This window comes from Pedobacter nyackensis, from assembly GCF_900176505.1.
GTDB lineage: Bacteria > Bacteroidota > Bacteroidia > Sphingobacteriales > Sphingobacteriaceae > Pedobacter > Pedobacter nyackensis.
Genome location: NZ_FWYB01000009.1, coordinates 48274 through 70144, shown reverse-complemented (window position 1 = coordinate 70144; position 21871 = coordinate 48274). Strand labels below are relative to the sequence as shown.

General features: G+C 38.9%; 20 protein-coding genes. 12 read left to right on the top strand and 8 right to left on the bottom strand.

Annotation, left to right across the window (positions count from 1 at the left end; all coding sequences use genetic code 11):
- Window positions 1-32: 32 nt before the first annotated feature.
- The 4 genes from B9A18_RS16310 to B9A18_RS16300 form a co-directional block, all read right to left on the bottom strand.
- Window positions 33-680, bottom strand: coding sequence for a DUF4136 domain-containing protein (locus B9A18_RS16310; RefSeq protein WP_084290495.1), 648 nt, complete (start codon window positions 678-680; stop codon window positions 33-35).
- Between the two features lie 43 nt (window positions 681-723).
- Window positions 724-2133, bottom strand: coding sequence for an aspartate ammonia-lyase (aspA, locus tag B9A18_RS16305; protein WP_084290493.1), 1410 nt, complete (start codon window positions 2131-2133; stop codon window positions 724-726).
- Window positions 2134-2169: 36 nt separating this feature from the next.
- Window positions 2170-2412, bottom strand: coding sequence for a hypothetical protein (locus tag B9A18_RS25015; RefSeq protein WP_144009523.1), 243 nt, complete (start codon window positions 2410-2412; stop codon window positions 2170-2172).
- Window positions 2413-2549: 137 nt separating this feature from the next.
- On the bottom strand, window positions 2550-3524 hold the full coding sequence (locus B9A18_RS16300; protein WP_084290491.1) for a 3-keto-disaccharide hydrolase: 975 nt from the start codon (window positions 3522-3524) through the stop codon (window positions 2550-2552).
- A 217-nt stretch (window positions 3525-3741) separates the two neighbouring features.
- On the opposite strand from B9A18_RS16300, the gene B9A18_RS16295 reads away from it, so the two are divergent.
- Window positions 3742-4782 carry an AI-2E family transporter gene (locus tag B9A18_RS16295; protein WP_084290490.1) on the top strand — a complete coding sequence of 347 codons (1041 nt, stop codon included), beginning with the start codon at window positions 3742-3744 and terminating at the stop codon, window positions 4780-4782.
- A 4-nt stretch (window positions 4783-4786) separates the two neighbouring features.
- On the opposite strand, the gene B9A18_RS16290 is transcribed toward B9A18_RS16295, so the two are convergent.
- Both B9A18_RS16290 and B9A18_RS16285 read right to left on the bottom strand, forming a co-directional pair.
- Window positions 4787-6100: an erythromycin esterase family protein gene (locus B9A18_RS16290; protein ID WP_084290488.1), complete on the bottom strand. Its 1314-nt coding sequence runs from the start codon at window positions 6098-6100 to the stop codon at window positions 4787-4789.
- A gap of 43 nt (window positions 6101-6143) precedes the next feature.
- Window positions 6144-6833 carry a BON domain-containing protein gene (locus tag B9A18_RS16285; RefSeq protein WP_084290486.1) on the bottom strand — a complete coding sequence of 230 codons (690 nt, stop codon included), beginning with the start codon at window positions 6831-6833 and terminating at the stop codon, window positions 6144-6146.
- Window positions 6834-7037: 204 nt separating this feature from the next.
- On the opposite strand from B9A18_RS16285, the gene B9A18_RS16280 reads away from it, so the two are divergent.
- Window positions 7038-8165 carry a beta-propeller fold lactonase family protein gene (locus B9A18_RS16280; RefSeq protein WP_084290484.1) on the top strand — a complete coding sequence of 376 codons (1128 nt, stop codon included), beginning with the start codon at window positions 7038-7040 and terminating at the stop codon, window positions 8163-8165.
- Here the strand turns inward: B9A18_RS16280 and miaE are convergent.
- Window positions 8162-8743, bottom strand: a complete 582-nt coding sequence (gene miaE / locus B9A18_RS16275; protein ID WP_084290482.1) for a MiaE family protein — start codon at window positions 8741-8743, stop codon at window positions 8162-8164. The genes B9A18_RS16280 and miaE overlap by 4 nt on opposite strands.
- Window positions 8744-8871: 128 nt before the next feature.
- On the opposite strand from miaE, the gene B9A18_RS16270 reads away from it, so the two are divergent.
- The 9 genes from B9A18_RS16270 to B9A18_RS16230 all read left to right on the top strand — a co-directional run bounded on the left by B9A18_RS16270 (window position 8872) and on the right by B9A18_RS16230 (window position 19761).
- Entirely contained in the window at window positions 8872-10677 is a 1806-nt protein-coding gene (locus B9A18_RS16270) for a response regulator (protein WP_084290480.1), read from the top strand.
- Window positions 10678-10718: 41 nt separating this feature from the next.
- Window positions 10719-11054, top strand: a complete 336-nt coding sequence (locus tag B9A18_RS16265) for an SMR family transporter (protein ID WP_084290478.1) — start codon at window positions 10719-10721, stop codon at window positions 11052-11054.
- Between the two features lie 4 nt (window positions 11055-11058).
- Entirely contained in the window at window positions 11059-11703 is a 645-nt protein-coding gene (locus B9A18_RS16260) for a Crp/Fnr family transcriptional regulator (RefSeq protein WP_084290476.1), read from the top strand.
- Between the two features lie 70 nt (window positions 11704-11773).
- Entirely contained in the window at window positions 11774-12568 is a 795-nt protein-coding gene (locus tag B9A18_RS16255) for a sulfite exporter TauE/SafE family protein (RefSeq protein WP_084290474.1), read from the top strand.
- Window positions 12569-12646: 78 nt separating this feature from the next.
- Window positions 12647-14077, top strand: coding sequence for an MBL fold metallo-hydrolase (locus tag B9A18_RS16250; protein WP_084290472.1), 1431 nt, complete (start codon window positions 12647-12649; stop codon window positions 14075-14077).
- Window positions 14078-14104: 27 nt separating this feature from the next.
- A complete protein-coding gene (locus B9A18_RS16245) occupies window positions 14105-14662 on the top strand; it encodes a YeeE/YedE family protein (RefSeq protein WP_084290470.1) in 558 nt (185 codons plus the stop codon).
- Window positions 14663-14665: 3 nt separating this feature from the next.
- Window positions 14666-15079 (top strand): YeeE/YedE family protein, encoded by a 414-nt coding sequence (locus tag B9A18_RS16240; RefSeq protein WP_084290468.1) that lies wholly within the window; start codon window positions 14666-14668, stop codon window positions 15077-15079.
- 81 nt (window positions 15080-15160) lie between these two features.
- Window positions 15161-15799 carry a PAQR family membrane homeostasis protein TrhA gene (gene trhA / locus B9A18_RS16235; protein WP_084290466.1) on the top strand — a complete coding sequence of 213 codons (639 nt, stop codon included), beginning with the start codon at window positions 15161-15163 and terminating at the stop codon, window positions 15797-15799.
- Between the two features lie 98 nt (window positions 15800-15897).
- Window positions 15898-19761 (top strand): TIM-barrel domain-containing protein, encoded by a 3864-nt coding sequence (locus tag B9A18_RS16230; protein ID WP_084290464.1) that lies wholly within the window; start codon window positions 15898-15900, stop codon window positions 19759-19761.
- 70 nt (window positions 19762-19831) lie between these two features.
- On the opposite strand, the gene B9A18_RS16225 is transcribed toward B9A18_RS16230, so the two are convergent.
- Window positions 19832-20728: a LysR family transcriptional regulator gene (locus B9A18_RS16225; protein ID WP_084290462.1), complete on the bottom strand. Its 897-nt coding sequence runs from the start codon at window positions 20726-20728 to the stop codon at window positions 19832-19834.
- A gap of 76 nt (window positions 20729-20804) precedes the next feature.
- Here B9A18_RS16225 and B9A18_RS16220 point away from each other — a divergent pair, with 76 nt between their 5' ends.
- Window positions 20805-21866, top strand: coding sequence for a saccharopine dehydrogenase family protein (locus tag B9A18_RS16220; RefSeq protein WP_084290460.1), 1062 nt, complete (start codon window positions 20805-20807; stop codon window positions 21864-21866).
- The last annotated feature ends 5 nt before the right edge of the window (window positions 21867-21871 follow it).

Sequence of the window (21871 nt, the reverse complement as noted above, 5' to 3'; positions counted from 1 at the left end):
ATGAATTGTGTTAGCTAATAATATCAGTAAATTTACTGTGCGGGGAATAACCCATCCTTAATCAATTGATCAACCAATACTTTCGGATAGGTTCTCACGAAGTTATCTATCGAACCTGGATTAACAGTTTCAGACTGCGCCGACCAAATCAGCTTATTACCTTGTAAATCATACAAATTCGTTTCCATAAAATAAGTTTTATCAGTTACATAATACCCTGGCTCATAAAACATTGGATACCAATAATTGTAATAGCTATAGAATCCCCCATACCATCTGTAATGAGGATATGGAGCATAACTGTTGGTACCGGGAACATACCTGGTATCGCTATTTTTATTGATGAGAGATATCGTTAGCACATAGTTTGCACCTGAATTTTTAATTTGGGCCGACAATTGACTCTCTGTAGGCAATTTCTTATAAAACTCTGGGTTGAAATAATCTGTACCCTTTACCGTCTTAATATTTCTCTGACCTGCCAAATCAGAAAATCCCTTTTCCAGTTCCGTCCTGACCTTCATATTTTTGGTTAGCGAGGCAATAAAAATGGTTTGCCCAGTCAACGATTTACCACGAACTGCAGAATCAACCCAAGATCCGGTAACTCGGGTAATCGGGCTACAAGACCATGCCATTCCACAGACCAGCAGAATGGCTAATAATTTTAATTTTTTCATAATAGAGATGTTTAATAGTTATAGCTTACGATTTAATACAAAATTAATGGGCAATAAATCTGGGATGGATCAGGTTTTCGATAGAATAAATCTCGTCCCATTTGGCCTGAGTAATCAGTTGTTTTTCTTTTACAACGATCTCATAAATCGATTTCCCTGTTTTAAGCGCTTCCTTAGCAATTGAAGAACATTCCTCATAACCTAAGATTGGATTCAACTGGGTTACAATCCCTATACTTTGCATCACCAGGTTTTTACTGTGTTCCACATTAGCAGTAATACCTACAATACATTTTTCCCTCAATGCATGGCAGGCTTTTGTTAAATATTGTAATGAAGTAAACAATGCCATACCAATTACAGGCTCCATTACATTAAGTTGCAACTGTCCTGCTTCAGCGGCCATAGTTACGGTAAGGTCTGCTCCGATCACATAAAAGCAAGTCTGGTTCATCAGTTCAGGCATAACCGGATTTACTTTTCCCGGCATAATAGACGAACCCGGTTGCATTGCGGGAAGATTAATTTCGTTCAAGCCACAACGAGGCCCACTGCTCAATAATCTCAAATCATTACAAATCTTACTTAATTTTATAGCGCTTCGCTTTAGTGTTCCGCTCAATTGTACAAAAGCACCCGTATCGTAAGTAGCTTCAATCAGGTCGGCAGCAAGTATCACGGGAACATTACTAATCTCAGCAAGGTATTTTACGCACAATGCAGCATAACCCTCCGGAGCATTTACTCCAGTACCTATGGCTGTTGCTCCCATATTCACTTCTGTGATGAGTAATTCAGCTTCCCTGATACGCATGATATCCTCTCCTAAAGTAGTTGCAAAAGCGTTAAACTCCTGCCCCAATGTCATCGGCACTGCATCCTGGAGCTGGGTTCTACCCATTTTTAAAACATTCGAAAATTCTACCCCTTTGTCATAAAATGCTTTTTGCAGCTGCTCCAGGGCCTTTGCAAAGGTTTCTATTTTCATATAGGTAGCAAGTCTGAATGCTGTCGGATAGGCATCATTTGTACTTTGGGAAAGGTTGACATCATTATTTGGATGTAAATGGATATATTCTCCCTTTTTGTAACCCATGTATTCCAGGCCCAGATTAGCAATTACCTCATTGGCATTCATATTGGTTGAAGTACCCGCACCGCCTTGTATCAAATCACTGATAAACTGATCTGCAAATTCACCGGCAATCAGCCTATCACAAGCATAAGCAATGGCTTCAGCCTTTTTAGCATCCAATATCCCCAAATCTCTGTTTGCCAATGCAGCAGCCTTCTTAACATGGCCAAAAGCTTTTATAAAATGAGGTTCACTGCCAATGGGAATACCGGTAATATCGAAATTCTCTTTCGCACGCATGGTCTGCACCCCATAATAACAATCGTTACTAATTTCTTTCTCCCCTAAAAAATCGTGTTCAATTCGAAATGTTGCCATAGTATAATTCGTTTTAGATATTTGAATGGTGATGATTTAAAATCTTTTAATAACGTAAAAAATATTGCTGAAGATCAGCAGTCTTTTGAGTGGTACTGGCAAAACGAAGTTGGCTTTGTCGTGGAGAATTCCACTGATGTCGTAAATACCATTGAGTTTTAAACGACCAATCAGAAAAGAGCTTATTCTAGGTTTTCCATTAAGAGAATCTTTGCTCTTATAATTTATCAACTGCGCAGGCGACTGGTGGACAGACAGAATACAGACGGACTTATTCATAAGAGGTTATTTAGATGCTGCGTCCACATAATGCGACTCTTGTTTCTATAAAACCCTTTTATGTGCCAAATGTTTGTGGAAAAAGAAAAAGCCTCCAAATTTTACTTTGGAGGCTTTATACAAAAAAAATGCTTTTTTTACTTCGCAGGAGTAATAATTATTTTCCTGAACTCGATCGGTTGATGATCTCCCTGAAGGTAAATTGGTCCGGGTTCACCTTCGTTGCTATCTAATGCTCCACCAGTAATTCCTGGTATCTCCTGGTTACTGATTATTGTTTTACCATTAGCTACCACAGTTACCATACGACCAACCAAAGTAATATCAAAGGTTTGCCACTGATCAGGTCCTAATGTTGCCATTTCACTAGCTGTTAAAAAGCCATACACTCCACCAAACAACACATTATTGGGGTGCGCATCTTTATTACTATCTTCTATTTGTGTTTCGTAACGACCTCTTAAATATACCCCACTGTTTCCACCTTTCTGGTATTTAAATTCAACATGCAATTTAAAATCATTGAATTTCTGATCGGTTATTAAATTAGAACCTGCTTTAGGACTGGTTAAAACACCATTTTTCACAACCCATTGGTTTTCACCCATCGCTTTCCAGCCTGTCAAATCTTTTCCATTAAACAAGTTGATTGCTTTTCCCCATACTGGTGCAGCAGTTCTTTTCAAATAAGGTGCTTTTACACCTTTCCAGTTGTACTTTTTACCTTCACTCGTTACCATTGTTCCCTGGATCCCGGAACCTACCAGTTCTCCTTCAATAACAAAATTCTGGTTTCCTCCCTCCCATTGTGGTGGGATTTCAAACCTAAACTTACCATTATCAAACTTTACTTCTGATACCGGACGTGCACTCCCCGAAGCAGCAACAAAATAACCTACTAAAGTGCGGGTACCCGAAAGTTTTACTTCCAACCATGATGGCGCAGATTTACCATTTTCATCAACGGTAATGTCCCAGCGGCCAATCAAATCCTTAGGAGCCACGGTAACCTGGGTATTAACAAATTGATTGGCAGATGAGGCCAATACAAATTCAGCAGAACTCGTCATTAACAAACAGCTCAAACCAAACACAAGAAATCTTTTACGCATAAGAATAATTAGTTTTAGAATATCATTTGTGGTTTATTGCCTTGGGACAATGAAATATAGGCCTTCGACATTGACGACAAGATAAGATTAATTTACTTTTCGCACAAACCGTCAAAAGATCAACTATTCCAGTGACGAAGATCATTTCTAAAATTAAGCCGAATACCTAATTTTAACTTAAGCTACCAATACCTGTGCAGCTTTAAAAAATGAGCTCATGTCTGAATTAACTACGAATTCGTTATTAAAGTGGTTACTGCTCATATCTATAAGTGCGCTCCTATTGTATTTTGGCGCTTTGTTGTTTATCCCCATGCTATTTGGTTTATTGATTGCTTTTGTCTTGTATCCATTTTGCCGATGGATGGAAATGAATCGCATCCCGAAATACCTGGCGATAACTGCTTGTCTGGGTGTTGTCATGATCCTTTTTTTTGCACTTATTTACATATTAGGCTGGCAAATACAACTATTTAGAGAGGAAATTCCTGAAATCAGCAAAAAGCTTAAAATAGCGCTGACAGAAATGCAGGAATGGTTACAACAAAACTGGAACTTAGCCACTAAAATGCAGGATGAATGGCTCCATTCGCTGCTATCAAACAGTGGCACTAGAATAACCGACATTGTTAACAGTATTTTTTCTGCGACTGCAAATACCTTATTTATGCTTTTCCTGGTACCGGTATATACCGTTTTATTTCTTTATCACCGATCAGTATTCGTTAAGGTTTTTATCCTCGCATTGGGCTCCGAAAATGAGGAAAAACTCAGATCAGTACTTCAAGAGGTCATTTTCACCTATGCCAACTTTATTAAGGGGATGATCTTCGTATATATCATTGTTGGAATTTTAAATAGTATAGGTCTTGGAATATTGGGGATAAAGCATGCCATACTTTTTGGAATGCTCACGGCCATTATGACCATTATTCCCTATATAGGGATCTTTTTAAGCTCATTATTGCCCATTTGTGTTGCATTCGTAACTAAAGACAGCATATGGTATCCTTTAGGGGTAATTGTGGTCTTCTCTTTTGTTCAATATCTGGAAGCTAATGTTATTTTCCCAAAAGTCGTTGGCAAACAATTGGAACTGAGCACATGGGCTACATTAGTTGCTGTTATTGTAGGAGGAATGATCTGGGGTATATCGGGCATGATATTGTTTGTTCCGATAATCGCCATTTTAAAAATCGTGGCACAAAACATCCCTGAGTGGGAACCATTATATGTATTGTTGAACCGGAGAGAATAGGAACCTAAAAAGCGAAGGGATAACTCTCAGGAACCTGGTGACCATCAGGTTTAAAATGTAAAGGATGAAGTGCTGTAGTTTCGTCTATATAAATAAATGCATCATATCTTGAACTTAAAACAGAGGACACATAATTGCCATAATTTTCATGTTTCGAATGATAAACTACGCCGATAGCCCTATGCGGCAAGATTACATCAAACCGTTGTTTTTTAGTTTTGTCAAAAATCATTAATTTGTTCTCTGCAGACTCCGTATGCAATATTTCTTCCACACTGCCCTTTTTAGCAGGAGGTACGTCCATAACCTGCATCGGTGCACTCCATTCCTCCCCAGCCATAACGTTACCCTGATAAGAACCAAATCCGACTAGTACCACATTATCGGCTCCCATTTCTTCCCTAATTAGCTGGCCAATATTAATCAATCCTCTGGCATGCATATCAGTGTATCTTGCATCTCCAATATGAGTATTATGCTCCCAAACAATTCCTTTTGCCTCTGGCCCATAAAACTTAAACAACCTATGTAGCGTTTCCATCATATGCGTGTCTCTGAGGTTCCAGGTATAATCATGCGTCCCGGTCATGTGCCGATAATACTCTTCTGCATTCACTAATACGTGCGCATTTTGTTCAGCATTCAACCCTGCTTCGGGATCATGATCATAATGAACTGCATTTTTACGAATTTCGACAAGCAAGTTAACGAGTTCTTTGCGACAAGCGCCTTCCAGACCATGATAGGCTTTGGCATACTTGTACTCATCCCTGCCATAAGGCTCAAAACATTTAACCGCATTTTTTACTATTGAAGCAGCACTGTGTGCAGTCCCCTTTAAATAGTTATCAATGGCATCCATAGATTCCCAGAAACTATAAACGTCTAATCCATAGAAACCTATTCTCCTATCTCTAAGCAAACCGGAATTATAATCTTTCAGCCAGGTAGTTAATGCTGCAATTTCCCAGTTTGCCCACATCCAGGTTGGCCACCTTCTAAAATTCTTCAGTACCTCCTCGGGCTTTTTATCCTTAAAATCGTAGCCTTTAATATATCTGTTTAATCGGTAGCAATCCGGCCAATCTCCTTCAACTGCTATGAAATCAAAACCTTTCTCTTCAATCAGCCTTTTGGAGATGGCCGATCTCCAGGTATAATATTCATGGGTACCATGGGACGCTTCACCGAGAAGTACACAATGCGTATCTCCAATTCTTTCAATTAGCGGATCAAGACTTTTCCTGTCTTTTAAAACATAGCTTTCCTCCTTGTTAAGATCACCTGAGAGAAACTGTTTATTCAAATAGTCTTTCATTTTTTTTTACTTAAAAATAAGTTTTACCCATAGCAAACAGACATCACTCGTAGAAAATAAATTCAGGATTCTCTACCTGTAGTTTACTGTCAACATCTAATACACCAGGGGCAGCCCATGCTGCATTTTCAGCATCATCCTTCTCAGCAAGAGACCTCACTGTACCAGTCAACGTTACTTTATTCTCCTCTACTTTAACCAATATTCTTTTTGCATCAAGCATAGCATTCCGCTGAAAGGCAGCGATTATTTTTTGTTTAATTTCAGAAGTTTTAATATTAGTGGTAACCAATTTTGGTTTTACAGCTATTAAATTAATTACAGCTATTACTCCATTTAGATTTTCAATTGCTGCTTTTGCATTTTTACGTTGATACTCCCATTCTACTTCCCCTTCCAGTCGAACAATTCCTTCTTCAACCCTTACCTTTATTCTTTCTTCCTCAACAGCTGTATGCCATTTTAGTGCATTTAGTACAGCAGTAGCAATATCCGTATCAGACCTATGATATGAAGGAGAAGCTCCAATCTGGATTTCTTCAGCAATAGCTTTAACGCCTTTTACCCTTTTCGCTGCTTTCTCGGCTATCGTTTTCTTAAAATAAGAATCTACCTGCCCCGACAGCGTTACCACCCCTCCCTTTACCGCAACACCAATTTCTGAAGGAGTTAATGAAGGCTCCCAGCCCAATTCATCCATTACATCCTTTTGAATTTCCAAATCGCTTCTCATATTTCAAAATTTTAGCGGTTAACAAGTCAAATTTACCCGCTATATATTTCTTTTAAAATGACTACAATTAGTAATTTCGATGACTTAGGTCATTCTGCAAAAAAAAGGAAAACCAACTAGCATCCAAGCTGTTATCTTCAGCACCTGTATATCCCAGGCTGGGTCATTTTGAAAAATCAAAAAAAACTAACTGGTATCCTATGTATGATCTGGATCAGTCTGACCGGCATAGTGGATAACATGGCTGTTATTGGAAAATCAAACCAGTATTCAGGATTGCAACTGGTGCACACTCAAGCTCTTCGTAGCGTTGTAGGAATAAAATCCATTTTCTTCAATTCAGACGGCACTAAATTGTATGCCCTTAACCTCGAGGGAATGCATATAGATGAATTTAGCCAAACCACTAAAAAACTCCTACGAAGGATTAGCTTTAAACCAACAAAATCACCAGGGCTGGATTACAAATCTAACCGCATTATACCTTCATTTGAAGAAAAACCTGTAGAAGCCTGCTTTACCCACGCCGGTAAAATTTTATGGGTATCCCTGCATAACGCCGGGGGAATCACTCCTATTATACTCGATTCAAGTATTTTGAAAAGATCTACAGTAAAATCAAGATTAAACAAAATAACCTATATTAACGATCTGGAGAGCGGTATAAAAACTACAGTCCAATTTCCTGTTATTCAAACCGGAAAGATCCCCAAGGTAATTGCAAAAACGGCAAACGATAAGTATTTGCTTGTTAGTAACTGGAGTTCAAAAACAATCAGCATTTTAATGATCAATGATTCGGTTCCCCCATACGGAACAAAAATAGCAACAATCCCCACCTCTGCCACACCGCGGGGAATTGCAGTGGACGATAAAAACAACAATACCTATGTCGGAATAATGGGTGGAAATACAATCATCAGGATCAATAATAAAACCTGGAAGGTTGAAAACAACATTACAGTGCCCCAAAATCCGCGACACTTAACGATGGATACCTTAGGGCATTTGTTTGTTTCCTTTAATGAGGTTTCAGAGGTAGCCTGTATAGAGACCAAAACTGATAAGATATTGTTTAAGGCACAAACCCACGCTCAACCCAGAACAATTGCGCTATCCGGGAATCAAAAGTTTCTTTTCATCGCATGTTATGCCGGAAATAAGGTTGATATTTTTAAAATTAACAACCGGAGTTTCCAGAAACTCTATTCCCTCAACTGCGCTGGCAAGCCCGTTGGAATAGCTATTCATGAGAATGAAAAAAATCTGGAAGCCTGGGTATGTAATTACGCCGCCGGATACATTAAGATATTTACTTTTGAGAAAACCTAACCATGAATAGCTTCCTTATTTCCAAAGCTTTGGATAAGTTCGCCTTCAAATTCAAGCCATTCCTTCCACCTTTTATCTACATCGATATCAATCGTGTATTTGCGTGCAAAGTTTAAAAAGGTAGTGTAATGACCCGCTTCCGATACCATCAAATCATGATAGAATCTTGCCAGCTCCTTATCTTTAATGTTTTGCGACAACACGCGGAAACGCTCACAGCTTCTCGCCTCAATCATTGCAGCGAATAAAAGACGGTCTATAAAAGCTGCATTTCTGCTCCCATCTCTCTTGCTAAACTTAACCAAACGCCCAACATAATCATCTTTGCGTTCACGTCCGAGGGTATAACCACGTTGTTTAATGATGTCCACCACCATTTGAAAATGTTGCATTTCTTCAATAGCGATGGCTGTTAATTCTTCCACCAGGTCCATATGTTCTGAATTATTGGCAATCAGGGTAATCGCATTGGTTGCTGCTTTCTGCTCGCACCAGGCATGATCCGTTAAAATCTCCTCTAAATTTGATTCAGCAATGTCTGCCCAACGCGGGTCTGTCAATAATTTTAATCCAAGCATAATGATAATATCTTCCTGGGGCCAAAATTAGGAAAGTTTTTAGTCCTTTTCTACCACTTCAGATCAAGTAAAAGATTTAAACTATAAAAGCTACTCTAATTATTTTAAATTTGAGTAACCTATATACTATGATCAACCTCTCCCAACCTATTGAAAATTTCATTGCCAAGTTGGCGAAGACCGAACCCGACCCCATAAACCGGGCCCGGGTTAAAATGCTCTTATACATCATAACGATCTATCTTCCCTATACCGCTCTGCTAATCGTAACCTACTACTTCGGTGGAGAAACCCTGCATCTAACCAGGGTAAGTATCGTTTTTGCGACCTGCCTGCTGCTACTATTTATTATCTATTATTTCCAGTCCTGGAAATTAGCTTCACATATCGTACTCGTCAGCCTCACATTGGCCGTTTGGACCAATATATCCATATATGTACGGGATATTAATGTAGAGACCTTACAATTCATCTGGTTCGCCAGCGCATTGAGCTTTTATATGCATGGTTTAAAGTGGGGCTGGTTTTATTCAGCCATCAACGTGATTCCTGTTTTGGCTTTTACCGCACTTAATCGAACGAATTATTTTTATTTGGGAGATGGACCCTATGAAGTTAGCCAGGTAATCTACCTTTTTGTTACTGCTTACAACTTCGTATGTATCATATACATGCACTACTATTTCTTTAAAGTTTTCACCCGAAATTTTATTAATCTAACTCATACAAAAAACGAGCTCAATGAGCTCAATGAAAAACTTAATACCACATTATCGAATCTAAAAAAAGTGTCCAATGCCCGAATGGACTTTTTATCTACCATGTCACACGAATTACGTACACCGCTTAATGGTGTGATTGGTATATCAAACGCATTATTACACCACAATCCACGTGAGGATCAGGAAGAAAACCTTGCTGTTTTAAAGTTTTCTGCTGAAAACCTGCTATCGCTAGTTAATGATATCCTCGACTTCAATAAATTCGATTCCGATAAAGTCGAACTGGAAAACATTCCATTTGACCTCACTGTGCTTATAAACAACAATTACTCCAGTCTTAAATTAAAGGCAAAGGAAAAGATGTTGGATTTAAAGCTCTCCATTGCTGATGACATTGAGCATAAATTAGTTACCGGCGACCCTACCCGCTTAACCCAGGTATTACTCAACTTATTAAACAATGCTATAAAATTCACTGAAAATGGATCCGTAAGCCTTCATACCCAAACCATAAAATTAACCGAAAACCAGATAACTATTCGCTTTACCATAGAGGACACTGGTATTGGCATTGAACAAAACAGACAGAAAGATATCTTCGAACCATTTATTCAGGCTTCAACGAGCACCAACAGAAACTATGGCGGTACCGGACTCGGGCTCCCAATTGTTAAAAAGGTTTTAGCAATGTATAATAGTCAATTGAAATTAACCAGCACGCCAAACGTAGGTACAAAATTCTGTTTCGATATTGCTTTCCACTATCAGAAAGCAGACACTGCAACTTCGCATAAATCAATAAATATTAAACAGGAACTGGCCCACCTTAGAGTTCTTGTTGCTGAAGACAACCCCGTTAATATTTTAGTCATAAAAAAGACACTTCAACAGTGGAATATTGAGCCCATAATTGCGGAGAATGGATTGATTGCCTTGCAGAAACTGGAAGAGGAAGATTTTGATATTGTATTGATGGATATTTATATGCCTGAAATGGATGGGTATGAAGCGACCATAATGATACGTAAAATGCTGCCTCCGGTAAAAGCAACCGTACCTATTATTGCCATGACCGCAAGTGTTAATGATAGCGTAGTTGAAAAAGTAAAACAGTCAGGAATGAATGATTACCTTTCAAAACCATTTGATCCAAATCATTTATTTCAAAAGTTAAAAGGCTTATGCATTGAGGTTCCTTTATCTAAAAACTAACCTGTTCAGACCATTTTCTTACCTTTGTTAAAATTCAAGAAATGCTAAAAACCTATATATTCTTGCTGATAGCTATTGTTTTTGAGATCATTGCAACTTCTGCATTGAAAGCATCCGACCAGTTCAGCAAACTCTGGCCATCTATTTTAACCGTTTGCGGATACGCAGCGGCCTTTTATTTTTTAAGCCTCAGTCTGAACAAACTCAACCTTGGAATTGCTTATGCCATATGGTCGGGAATTGGTATTGTTATGATTTCTTTTGTCGGACTTTTCCTATTTAAGCAAAAGCTAGATTTTCCCGCTATCATAGGCATCGCTCTTATTGTGTGCGGCGTTGTAGTTATCAATGTATTCTCAAAAGCTGTAAGTCACTAAGCATATGAAAAACGAGGTCAATATATCTGAATACATCCAAGTCCTTTTCCCTCAGTTTGAGCCTGCTCTGAAACAGATCCTGATTGAGAATGGGGTATTGAAATCTTTTGAAGCAGGAGAAATGCTTATGCAAACCGGCCAAAATATGCGCTCCACTATTCTTATTGCGGAAGGTCTGGTGAAATTATACCGTGAAGGAGATGAAGGAAATGAGTTTTTCATGTATTACCTGCATCCTGGAAATGCTTGTGCACTGTCAATGATCTGTGCCACAAAACAAGAAACCAGTCAGGTTATGGCCAAAGCTGTTGAACCCACTAAAGGCTTGATGATTCCCATCTCTCTGATGGATACCCTTATGAAAGAATACAAAACCTGGTATTACTTTGTATTGGAAACTTACCGCAGCAGATTTGAAGAATTATTGACTGTTGTGGATAACATCGCCTTTAAAAGTATGGATGAACGTCTTGAATTTTACCTTAAAAAACAGCACCGGGACCTAAAAAGCAGATCTCTAACCATTACCCATGGAGAAATTGCAAATGATTTGAATTCTTCCCGAGAAGTAATTTCCAGGTTATTAAAAAAAATGGAGCAGCGTGGTGAAGTAATCCTTCACAGAAATTATATCGAATACCTTAAATAAAATTCCTTGTGTGATTGAAGTCACAGTAAATCGCTAATCCAAGTTTCATCTTTGTACAAAATCATTAGAAATGGAACTTATAGCTTACTTGGCAACAGCATTTATCGGGATTTCTCTGGGTCTCATTGGTGGAGGTGGCTCTATTCTTACCATGCCTGTATTGGTTTATCTTTTTGGCATCAACCCATTACTGGCCACCTCATACTCCCTCTTTGTAGTCGGCACAACCAGTCTTGTGGGGGCAATAAATAATTACAGAAAAGAACAGGTACATTTGAAAGCCGCGTTTTTTTTCGGTTCAGCATCAATTATCACCGTTTTTATCACACGGAAATTTATACTTCCTTCAGTACCAACCCATGTATTAACCATTAATGGTTTTACTATTACCAGTGCACTGGTAACCATGGTGCTTTTCGGAGCTTTGATGTTACTTGCGGCAACAAGCATGATCAAAGATCAAGGAAGTCAGGATGCTGAAAAGGAATGTAAAGATTGCCTCAGGTTCTTTAACCTCTTTGGTTATGGAGTAGGAATTGGATTGGTGACTGGACTTCTTGGAGCTGGAGGAGGTTTTCTTTTGATCCCTGCACTAGTTTTCCTGGTAAAGATTCCCATGAAAAAAGCAATAGGGACATCCCTGCTTATCATTGCACTGAATTCCATGATTGGATTTGCAGGTGATCTGGGGCACTTTGCTGTAAACTGGAAATTCCTTATGGGAATTACTTCAGTTGCAATTACAGGCTTGTTTCTAGGTACCATTATCAGCAAAAAGATCCGGGGAAACCAATTAAAAAAGGGCTTTGGTTGGTTCATTCTGCTCATGGGAATCTTCATTATTTTAAAGGAAGTCATAATATAACGCAACTCGGTGATTTTAGTCACCGTTTAGCCCTAAAACACTAAAGAAATTTGCAAATAAACATAGAAAAAGAATAACATGATCATTGAACAGATTTATACCGGATGTTTGGCACAGGGTGCTTATTATATCCAATCAGGTAATGAGGCTGCCATTATCGATCCGCTACGCGAAACAAAACCATACATTGAAAAAGCAGCTGCAAGTGATGCAACTATTAAATATATATTTGAGACACATTTCCATGCAGACTTTGTTTCCGGGCATATAGATCTTGCTAAACAAACCGGTGCGCCAATTATTTACGGTCCAGATGCAAATCCAACATTTAAAGCTCAGATTGCAAAGGATGGAGATACATATAAAATTGGAGATTTGACCATCAAAGTATTACATACACCTGGACATACTATGGAATCTACTTCATATCTTTTGATAGATAAGCACGGTAATGAGACCGCATTATTCTCAGGCGACACCTTGTTTATTGGCGATGTGGGACGTCCCGACCTGGCTCAGAAAGCTGTTCATATGACACAGGAAGAGTTAGCTGCCATGCTTTTTGATTCTCTTCGTCAAAAAATAATGCCTTTAAATGATGATATTATCGTTTATCCTGCGCATGGTGCCGGATCCGCATGCGGTAAAAACATGAGTAAGGAAACTACAGATACCCTTGGGCATCAGAAAAAAACAAATTACGCGCTAAGGGCTGATATGACCAAATCAGAATTCATTAAGGAGGTAACTAATGGATTAACACCACCACCAGCTTATTTCCCTTTAAATGTTAAGATGAACAGAGAAGGATATGATGCTTTTGAGCATGTGCTCAAAAAAGGGACACAAGCCCTGGATCCGAAAGCTTTTGAAATCCTTGCAAATGAGACCAATGCCATTTTACTGGACACCAGAGAAGCCCAAGTCTTTGGACAGGCTTTCATTCCCAATTCGATCAATATTGGAATCGACGGGAATTTCGCACCCTGGGTGGGCGCCCTGATCCCTGACATAAAGCAAGAAATCTTAATAATTGCTGAGAAAGGAAGAGAAGAAGAAATTGTAACCAGATTGGCACGAGTAGGTTATGATAACGCTATTGGCTATCTGAGTGGTGGAATCGAAGCCTGGATGTCAGATGGAAAAGAAATTGATAAAGTTGAAGTTATAACTTCGGCTGAACTTGCCTTAAAAATTGAAGTCGAAAATGGTATAAATATTCTCGATGTGCGCAAAAAATCGGAATATTACGCAGAGCATTTATTAGACGCTGAAAATATCCCACTTGATTACCTCAATGAGGGAATGAATAAACTAGATAAAAATAAAACCTATTACGTGCATTGCGCAGGAGGTTACCGCTCGATGATATTCAATTCTATTCTGAGAGCTCGTGGCTTCAATCAACTCGTTGATATTAAAGGTGGATATAATGCCATAAAAGAATCTGGAAAATTGGAAGTATCGCCGTACGTTTGCCCAAGTACAATGAAAACAGAAAAACTTTAAATAATTAAAACAATAAATTAAAAGATAATGCTTGAACTACTTAAACAGCCCTGGGCCTGGTATACCTCAGGAATAGCCATTGCCGCTATTATGGTTTTGTTACTTTTTTTCGGGAAATCATTTGGTTTTTCAGCTAACCTGAGAACCATGTGTACCATTGCCGGAGCCGGCAAAAAAGTTAAATTCTTCGATTTTGACTGGAGAAAAGAAAAATGGAATCTCTTGTTTCTTTTCGGATCAATATTAGGCGGTGTAGTCGCTGCTACTTTATTGAAGAGCGACCAACCCTTAAATCTGTCAGTCGCTACCATTAATGACCTCAAAGAAATAAATATCATATTTGATGGTCAACTGAATCCGCTACAAATATTCGGTCCGGAATTCATGAGTTCTCCAAAAGGAATACTTGTTCTGCTTCTGGGGGGCGTATTGGTTGGCTTTGGATCCCGTTATGCAGGGGGATGTACCTCAGGGCACGCCATCAGTGGCTTATCAAACTTGCAAGTTCCATCTCTTATTGCGGTAGTTGGCTTTTTTGCAGGCGGCCTGGTTATGACTCATTTTTTATTACCACTAATTTTTTAACAAATGAAAGGATTAAGATTTATACTTACTGGCTTAGTATTTGGCATAATAATGGCCAAATCAGAAGCTATATCATGGTACCGAATTCAGGAAATGTTTCGCTTTCAGTCATTCCATATGTATGGAATTATTGGAACTGCAGTTATACTGGGTGCAATTTCAGTTTACCTCATTAAAAGATATAAACTAAAGGATACCCAGGGAAACCCTATAACTTTTCAGGATAAAGATAAAAGCTGGTCAAAGTACCTGATTGGCGGATCTATTTTTGGATTAGGCTGGGCACTAACAGGTGCATGTCCGGGACCCATGTTTGTAAATATTGGTTACGGCTACTGGCCTATGATTATTGTTGTAATTGGCGCACTTGCAGGAACCTATTTATACGGAGTTTTAAAAGATAAACTTCCTCATTAATCGATTTGAAAAGATACGTTAAAATGTACTCATTTTTATAAAAGTAAGTAACCTTTCCAGGTTTTAATTGTTACTCATTTGATGGGGGAAATTGGAACCAAATATTGCAGAAGACAAGAGCTTATCCATGGACTGATTCATGGTGTGGGGGTTGTATTCGGTGTTAGCGGTCTCCCAGTACTCATAGGAATCGCTACTGCTCACAACAATATTCCGGCAATTGTGGGTGCCGGAATATATGGCTTTTGTTTCTTGCTGCTGTTCACCTGTTCAATGGTATACCACCTTACATGCGAGCCAGCGGTAAAAAGACTGTTCGAAATCTTTGATCACATCAGTATTTATTTCATGATAGCAGGAACCTATACTCCTTTCTTACTGATCTACATGAACAATGATTTTGGCGTCACACTCCTGACTATACTATGGGGACTAACGCTTCTGGGCTTAATTTTCAAAATATGGTTCACCGGAAAGTTCAATACCATATCCACAATCATCTATCTGATAATGGGTTGGATGATGATCATTGGTGGAAATAAGTTCTTTATCGTGCTCCCCGATTCAGTAATCCTTATGCTCTTTATCGGCGCAGGCCTGTATTCAATAGGAACAGCTGTTTATACATTTGGTAAACGATATTATTCACATGCACTATGGCATGCATTAGTATTGGTAGCAGCCATCTTTCACTATGTAGCTGTATTACTTTCCATGTAGTGTACAATTATCCTTCCTTAGGTAAAAACCGACAGATAATTTATATCTTGGCACCACACAAGAAACCTTCATAACCTTTAAGAACCAATTCTAAATCAATGAAAATATTTTGGAGTTCCAAACCTCAAAACACAGCTTTGCTTGCCTTAGCTTTTCCATTACTGATTTCCAGTTTAACAGCCGAAGCAGTACCAAAAATAAGTATCTTTCAACAGGTAGTACAACAAAATCAGAAAGTCATTAGTGCCAGAAAAATCAGCCCGACTGTAATTGAGGTATTGCTTTCTAACAATCAAAAGTTAACATTAGACTTCTACAGTGACCAGATATTCCGACTTTTCCAGGATAACTCTGGTGGAATCATCAGAGATCCAAAAGCCACACCAGAAGCTAAAATTTTAGTAGAAAATCCAAGAAAAACCGTTGCTAAATTAAATCTGACCGAGGAAAACAATCAAGTTTCCATATCCACAGCTAAGATTAAGGTTCAAATAGACAAGAATACCAGCCTATTAAAAATTATTAATCTGACCACTAATGCTATCATTCTGGAGGAAGCAGCCCCAATCCGCTTTGAAAAAGAAGAAGTGACACTAACCCTAAAAGAAAACCTTCAGGAATATTTCTATGGCGGTGGGGTGCAAAATGGCCGTTTCTCCCACAAGGGAAAAGCAATTTCTATAGAGAATCAAAATAGCTGGACAGACGGTGGAGTAGCATCCCCTACACCCTACTATTGGTCTTCTAACGGTTATGGTATCCTATGGCATACCTTCAAAAAAGGTAAATATGATTTCGGCGCGAAAGAAAAAGGATTAGTAAAATTAGCTCATGAAACAGATTACCTGGATGTTTTTTTTATGGCAGGCGACGGAGCTGTAGCACTATTAAATGATTTCTATCAACTGACAGGAAACCCTGTACTGTTACCCAAGTTTGGTTTTTATCAAGGGCATTTAAATGCTTATAACCGTGATTTCTGGAAGGAAGATGAAAAAGGAATTTTGTTTGAAGATGGCAAACGCTACAAAGAAAGTCAAAAAGATAATGGCGGAACAAAAGAATCCCTGAACGGCGAAAAAAACAATTATCAGTTTTCAGCCCGCGCAGTTATCGATCGATATAAAAAGAACGATATGCCATTTGGATGGCTGCTTCCTAATGATGGCTATGGCGCCGGATATGGACAAACCGAGACATTAGATGGAAATATTCAAAATCTAAAAAGCCTGGGAGATTATGCCCATAAAAATGGGGTCGAAATTGGATTGTGGACCCAGTCCGACCTTCATCCTAAACCCGAAGTTAGTGCTTTGCTACAACGAGATATCATAAAAGAAGTGAAAGACGCCGGTGTTCGTGTATTGAAAACCGATGTGGCATGGGTAGGTGCCGGATACTCATTCGGACTTAACGGGGTTACTGATGTGGCTCAAATTCTGTCTAAATACGGCAATAACAGCAGGCCTTTCATCATATCATTAGATGGTTGGGCTGGTACGCAACGGTATGCGGGTATCTGGTCTGGTGACCAGACTGGAGGAGTTTGGGAATATATCCGTTTTCATATCCCTACATACTTAGGTTCCGGCTTATCAGGACAACCTAACATTACTTCCGATGTGGATGGCATTTTTGGAGGTAAAAATACAATAGTCAATACCAGAGACTTTCAATGGAAAACCTTTACCCCCATGCAATTGAATATGGATGGCTGGGGCTCAAATGAAAAGTATCCTCAGGCTTTAGGTGAACCAATTACCTCAATCAACCGCAACTATTTAAAGTTCAAATCAGAACTTACTCCTTATACCTACAGTATTGCGAGAGAAGCTGTGACAGGTTTACCAATGATTAGAGCTATGTTCCTGGAATACCCGAACACGTATACCCAGGGAACATCAACGCAATATCAGTTCTTATTTGGACCTAATTTCTTAATAGCACCAATCTATCAGGCAACCAAATCGGATGATAAAGGCAACGATATACGCAACGGAATCTACCTGCCTGAAGGGATTTGGATTGATTATTTCTCAGGAGAAAAATATGCAGGAAATTGTATCCTCAACAGTTTTGATTCGCCAATCTGGAAATTACCGGTATTTGTTAAACATGGAGCGATTATTCCGCTAACTAACCCGAACAACAATGTAACCGAGATCAATAAAGGAGTTCGTATCTACGAAATCTATCCCTCAGGAAAAAGCTCATTTACTGAATATGATGACGATGGAACTACAGAACAATACAAATCAGGTAAAGGTGCTTCCAGCTTAGTTGAGTCGGACGTAGACAAAAAGAACCGTGTCACAGTTATCATCCACCCTACACAAGGTGATTTCAATGGTTTTGTAAAAGAAAAAGCTACTGAGCTTAGAATAAACGTAACAGAAAAACCAAAAAAAGTAACTGTAAAAATCGGGAGCAATAAAGTCAAATTGGCTGAGGCAAATTCGATGAATGACTTTTTAAGTAAAGAAAATGTGTATTTCTACGATGCTACCCCTAACTTCAATAAGTTTGCTACTAAAGGTAGCGAGTTTGAAAAAGTTGTGATAACTAGAAATCCTCAGCTCCTGATAAAAATAGCCACTACAGACATTACCGTAAACCCGGTAACAGCTATGATTGAAGGATTCAAGTATGCCCCGGTAGACAAACAACGCACCTCCTCCGGAAAACTAACAGCCCCCGCTCGTGCAGGTGTTTCTGAAAAAAATAGCGAAGCGTATACACTGAAACCAACATGGGAAAGAGTTAATTATGCAGATTTCTATGAAATAGATTTCAATGGCATGCACTATACGACCATCAAAGACACCACATTGTTATTTGACGGCTTGACGGCAGAAACTCTTTATTCATTTAAACTTCGTGCGGTAAATAAGGACGGATATTCTGACTGGACAACGTTTAGTGCAACTACGAAGTCTAATCCATTGGAGTTTGCCATTCCCGGAATCGTTGCCGAAACAACAGCCGAAAATCAGGGTGGATCAGGAATCAATAAATTATTTGATTATGAGGAAGGCAACATGTGGCATACGAAATGGGGCACAAAAGCGGTTCCTTTCGATATCGTTATGGACCTAAAATCAATCAATCAGCTGGATAAATTCCATTACTTACCACGTATAGGAAAAGGAAATGGAATATTACTGAAAGGTAAAGTGTTCTATAGCAACAACAAAGAAACCTGGACTGAAGCAGCCAATTTTGAATGGGCAAACAATGATGAAGTGAAAGTATTTAATTTCAGTAACCATCCATCAGCCCGATATATTAAAATCGCTGTTGCCGATGGTATAGGTGGCTTTGGATCAGGTAGAGAGTTGTACGTATTCAAAGTGCCGGGCACTGAAAGCTATTTCCCGGGAGATATTAACAATGACCGTCTGATTGACAAAAACGACTTGACTTCTTATACGAATTATACAGGATTAAGAAAAGGAGACGCCGATTTCGAAGGTTACATCAGCAATGGAGACATCAACAAAAACAACCTGATTGATGCCTACGATATCTCAGTTGTAGCCACACAACTTGAAGGTGGGATAAATAACAGTAAACTTGATAAAGTTGCAGGGAAGCTTGAAATCAGTACAACGAAACAGAACTATAATAAAGATGAAATCATAGAGATTAAAGTAAAAGGAACAAACCTTAAGTCTGTAAACGCCTTAAGTTTTGCATTACCTTATCATCCTCAGGATTACGAGTTTGTAGGTGTACAGGCTCTGAACATGAAGCAAATGGAGAACCTGACTTATGACAGGTTGCACACGAATGGTAGTAAAGCGCTGTATGCAACTTTTGTAAACTTAGGTAATAAAGAAGCTTTAACCGGCAATTTGGATCTGTTTATATTGAAACTGAAAGCAAAGCGTAAAGTGAAAATCAATGTAAAGGTAATTGATGGACTTTTAGTTGATAAGAATTTAAATACGGTTAAATTTTAATAAGGGTTATTGATACTCCTTAGGATTTTCCGATCCCCCCCTGCAATTGAAAAAATGCAGGGGGTTCTTTTTATCCTTTTGGAAGCATTTCCAATAAATAAGGCAATGCAGGATTGGTGCTATCAGTTTTCCAGACAGCATATAAAGCCGTTTGCTGAGGTATACCTTTCAGCTCTATAAATTTAATATTTGGGTTATCCGTTGAAGCCAATGAGGTTGGTATAATGCTGAGTCCCATTCCATTTTCTACAAGCCGGAAAATTGTGGGCGCGTGGATAGAGCGATGTGCTACTTTTGGAACAAAACCCTGATCAGCACAAAGGTTAATAATCTGTTGATAATACAATTGGCTTTGCTCATTTGGAAACAGAATAAAAGATTCGTCTTTAAATTGCCCCATATGTTTAAATTTTGCAGCAACCATGGGATGTTTCGCAGGAAGTACAACGGAAAAAGTTTCTGTAAAAACCTTTTTATTTGCAAAGCCCTCCGGTACATTGTTGCTCCGCATAAATCCAAGATCTAAAGATTCATTTTGTAGGGCCACAAGCTGCTCACTGTTACTCAATTCATCCAGTTGAAATTTGATGTTCGGACAATCGTGATTAAACCTTTTTAGCAAGTCCGGCAATACGGATTCCATTGCTGAAGCAACGAAGCCAATACCTATTTGCCCTGTATTCCCTTCCTTATATAGCTTTAAATGGACAACTGCACTTTCTACTTTATTGAGCACCTGTTGTACATCCCGATAAAATATAATTCCGGCATCCGTTAAGGTCACCTTTTTATTACTTCTATCGAACAAAGATACTTTAAGAATCTGCTCCAATTGCTTAATTTGTTGACTTAAGGCCGACTGCGAAATAAACAATAACTCGGAAGCTTTCCGATAGTGAAGTTCAGTAGCCAGCACCTTAAAATAATGGAGATGGCGCAACTCTATTTGATTAGCAATACTTATCATTAGTTAATTAATATATATCGTTCACTAATGATAAATATAGAGATATTTGAATAAATACAACAAACCAAATATAAACATGATTAAAAAAGTATTAACACTCGGACTAGGTAAGGTTGGCACCCTTGTTGGAGTACTGCTCAGCAAACAGTTCGAAGTTACGGGGATGGATAAAACGAAACCGCATTATCCATATACGCTTCCTTTTAAAGTTATTACCGGTGATGTGGCCGATGTTGAATTGATGACTAAACTGATTTCCGAGCACGACGCGGTAGTATCGGCCCTACCCTATTTTTTAAATAAAACCATCGCCCTTATCGCACAACAGCAAGGATGTCATTATTTCGACTTAACAGAGGATGTAGATACAACAACCTACATCAGGGGCTTGAGTGAAACTGCTACATCCGTAATGGCGCCACAATGCGGACTCGCACCCGGAATTATTGGGATAATTGGGGCACACCTAAGTAAAGAGTTCGAAAAGATCCGATCTATAGAAATGAGAGTAGGTGCACTACCAAAATACCCTAATGGTGAAATGGGTTATTCCTTTACCTGGTCGGCCACAGGAGTAGTGAACGAATACATCAACGACGCTGAAGCTATACACGATGGCAAGCGTAAACAAGTTATCTCTTTACAAGGCAAGGAAACCATCAATATAGAAGGTGCTGCATATGAAGCTTTTTATACATCCGGCGGACTGGGCACTATGTGTGAAACCTATGATGGTAAAGTTGATAAACTGGATTATAAAACGATCCGTTATCCGGGACATTGCTACCTGATGAATTTCCTGATTCATGAGCTGCATATGAAAAATGATAAAACACAACTCGAAAACATACTTAAGAATGCTAAACCCGTGGTAGAAGAGGATGTGGTGTTAATCTATGCGGTTTCAGAAGGCTGGAAAGACGGAGAATTAAAACGCAACGAGTTTTACAAATCGTGTAAACCAATTGATATTGATGGCCAGAGCTGGAGGGCAATCTCATGGACTACAGCAGCAAGTCTGGTAGCGGTAATTGAAATGGTTGCTAACGGATCACTTCCTTCAAAAGGCTTTATTAAGCAGGAAGAAATTTCGCTTGAGGCCCTGCTAAATACAAAGACAGGCAGTCTGTTTAAATAATAAAA

Bases quoted from the DNA above. Each gene is read 5' to 3' on its own strand.
- B9A18_RS16310 (WP_084290495.1), bottom strand. From the start codon at position 680: ATGAAAAAATTAAAATTATTAGCCATTCTGCTGGTCTGTGGAATGGCA.
- aspA (WP_084290493.1), bottom strand. From the start codon at position 2,133: ATGGCAACATTTCGAATTGAACACGATTTTTTAGGGGAGAAAGAAATT.
- B9A18_RS25015 (WP_144009523.1), bottom strand. From the start codon at position 2,412: ATGAATAAGTCCGTCTGTATTCTGTCTGTCCACCAGTCGCCTGCGCAG.
- B9A18_RS16300 (WP_084290491.1), bottom strand. From the start codon at position 3,524: ATGCGTAAAAGATTTCTTGTGTTTGGTTTGAGCTGTTTGTTAATGACG.
- B9A18_RS16295 (WP_084290490.1), top strand. From the start codon at position 3,742: ATGTCTGAATTAACTACGAATTCGTTATTAAAGTGGTTACTGCTCATA.
- B9A18_RS16290 (WP_084290488.1), bottom strand. From the start codon at position 6,100: ATGAAAGACTATTTGAATAAACAGTTTCTCTCAGGTGATCTTAACAAG.
- B9A18_RS16285 (WP_084290486.1), bottom strand. From the start codon at position 6,833: ATGAGAAGCGATTTGGAAATTCAAAAGGATGTAATGGATGAATTGGGC.
- B9A18_RS16280 (WP_084290484.1), top strand. From the start codon at position 7,038: ATGATCTGGATCAGTCTGACCGGCATAGTGGATAACATGGCTGTTATT.
- miaE (WP_084290482.1), bottom strand. From the start codon at position 8,743: ATGCTTGGATTAAAATTATTGACAGACCCGCGTTGGGCAGACATTGCT.
- B9A18_RS16270 (WP_084290480.1), top strand. From the start codon at position 8,872: ATGATCAACCTCTCCCAACCTATTGAAAATTTCATTGCCAAGTTGGCG.
- B9A18_RS16265 (WP_084290478.1), top strand. From the start codon at position 10,719: ATGCTAAAAACCTATATATTCTTGCTGATAGCTATTGTTTTTGAGATC.
- B9A18_RS16260 (WP_084290476.1), top strand. From the start codon at position 11,059: ATGAAAAACGAGGTCAATATATCTGAATACATCCAAGTCCTTTTCCCT.
- B9A18_RS16255 (WP_084290474.1), top strand. From the start codon at position 11,774: ATGGAACTTATAGCTTACTTGGCAACAGCATTTATCGGGATTTCTCTG.
- B9A18_RS16250 (WP_084290472.1), top strand. From the start codon at position 12,647: ATGATCATTGAACAGATTTATACCGGATGTTTGGCACAGGGTGCTTAT.
- B9A18_RS16245 (WP_084290470.1), top strand. From the start codon at position 14,105: ATGCTTGAACTACTTAAACAGCCCTGGGCCTGGTATACCTCAGGAATA.
- B9A18_RS16240 (WP_084290468.1), top strand. From the start codon at position 14,666: ATGAAAGGATTAAGATTTATACTTACTGGCTTAGTATTTGGCATAATA.
- trhA (WP_084290466.1), top strand. From the start codon at position 15,161: ATGGGGGAAATTGGAACCAAATATTGCAGAAGACAAGAGCTTATCCAT.
- B9A18_RS16230 (WP_084290464.1), top strand. From the start codon at position 15,898: ATGAAAATATTTTGGAGTTCCAAACCTCAAAACACAGCTTTGCTTGCC.
- B9A18_RS16225 (WP_084290462.1), bottom strand. From the start codon at position 20,728: ATGATAAGTATTGCTAATCAAATAGAGTTGCGCCATCTCCATTATTTT.
- B9A18_RS16220 (WP_084290460.1), top strand. From the start codon at position 20,805: ATGATTAAAAAAGTATTAACACTCGGACTAGGTAAGGTTGGCACCCTT.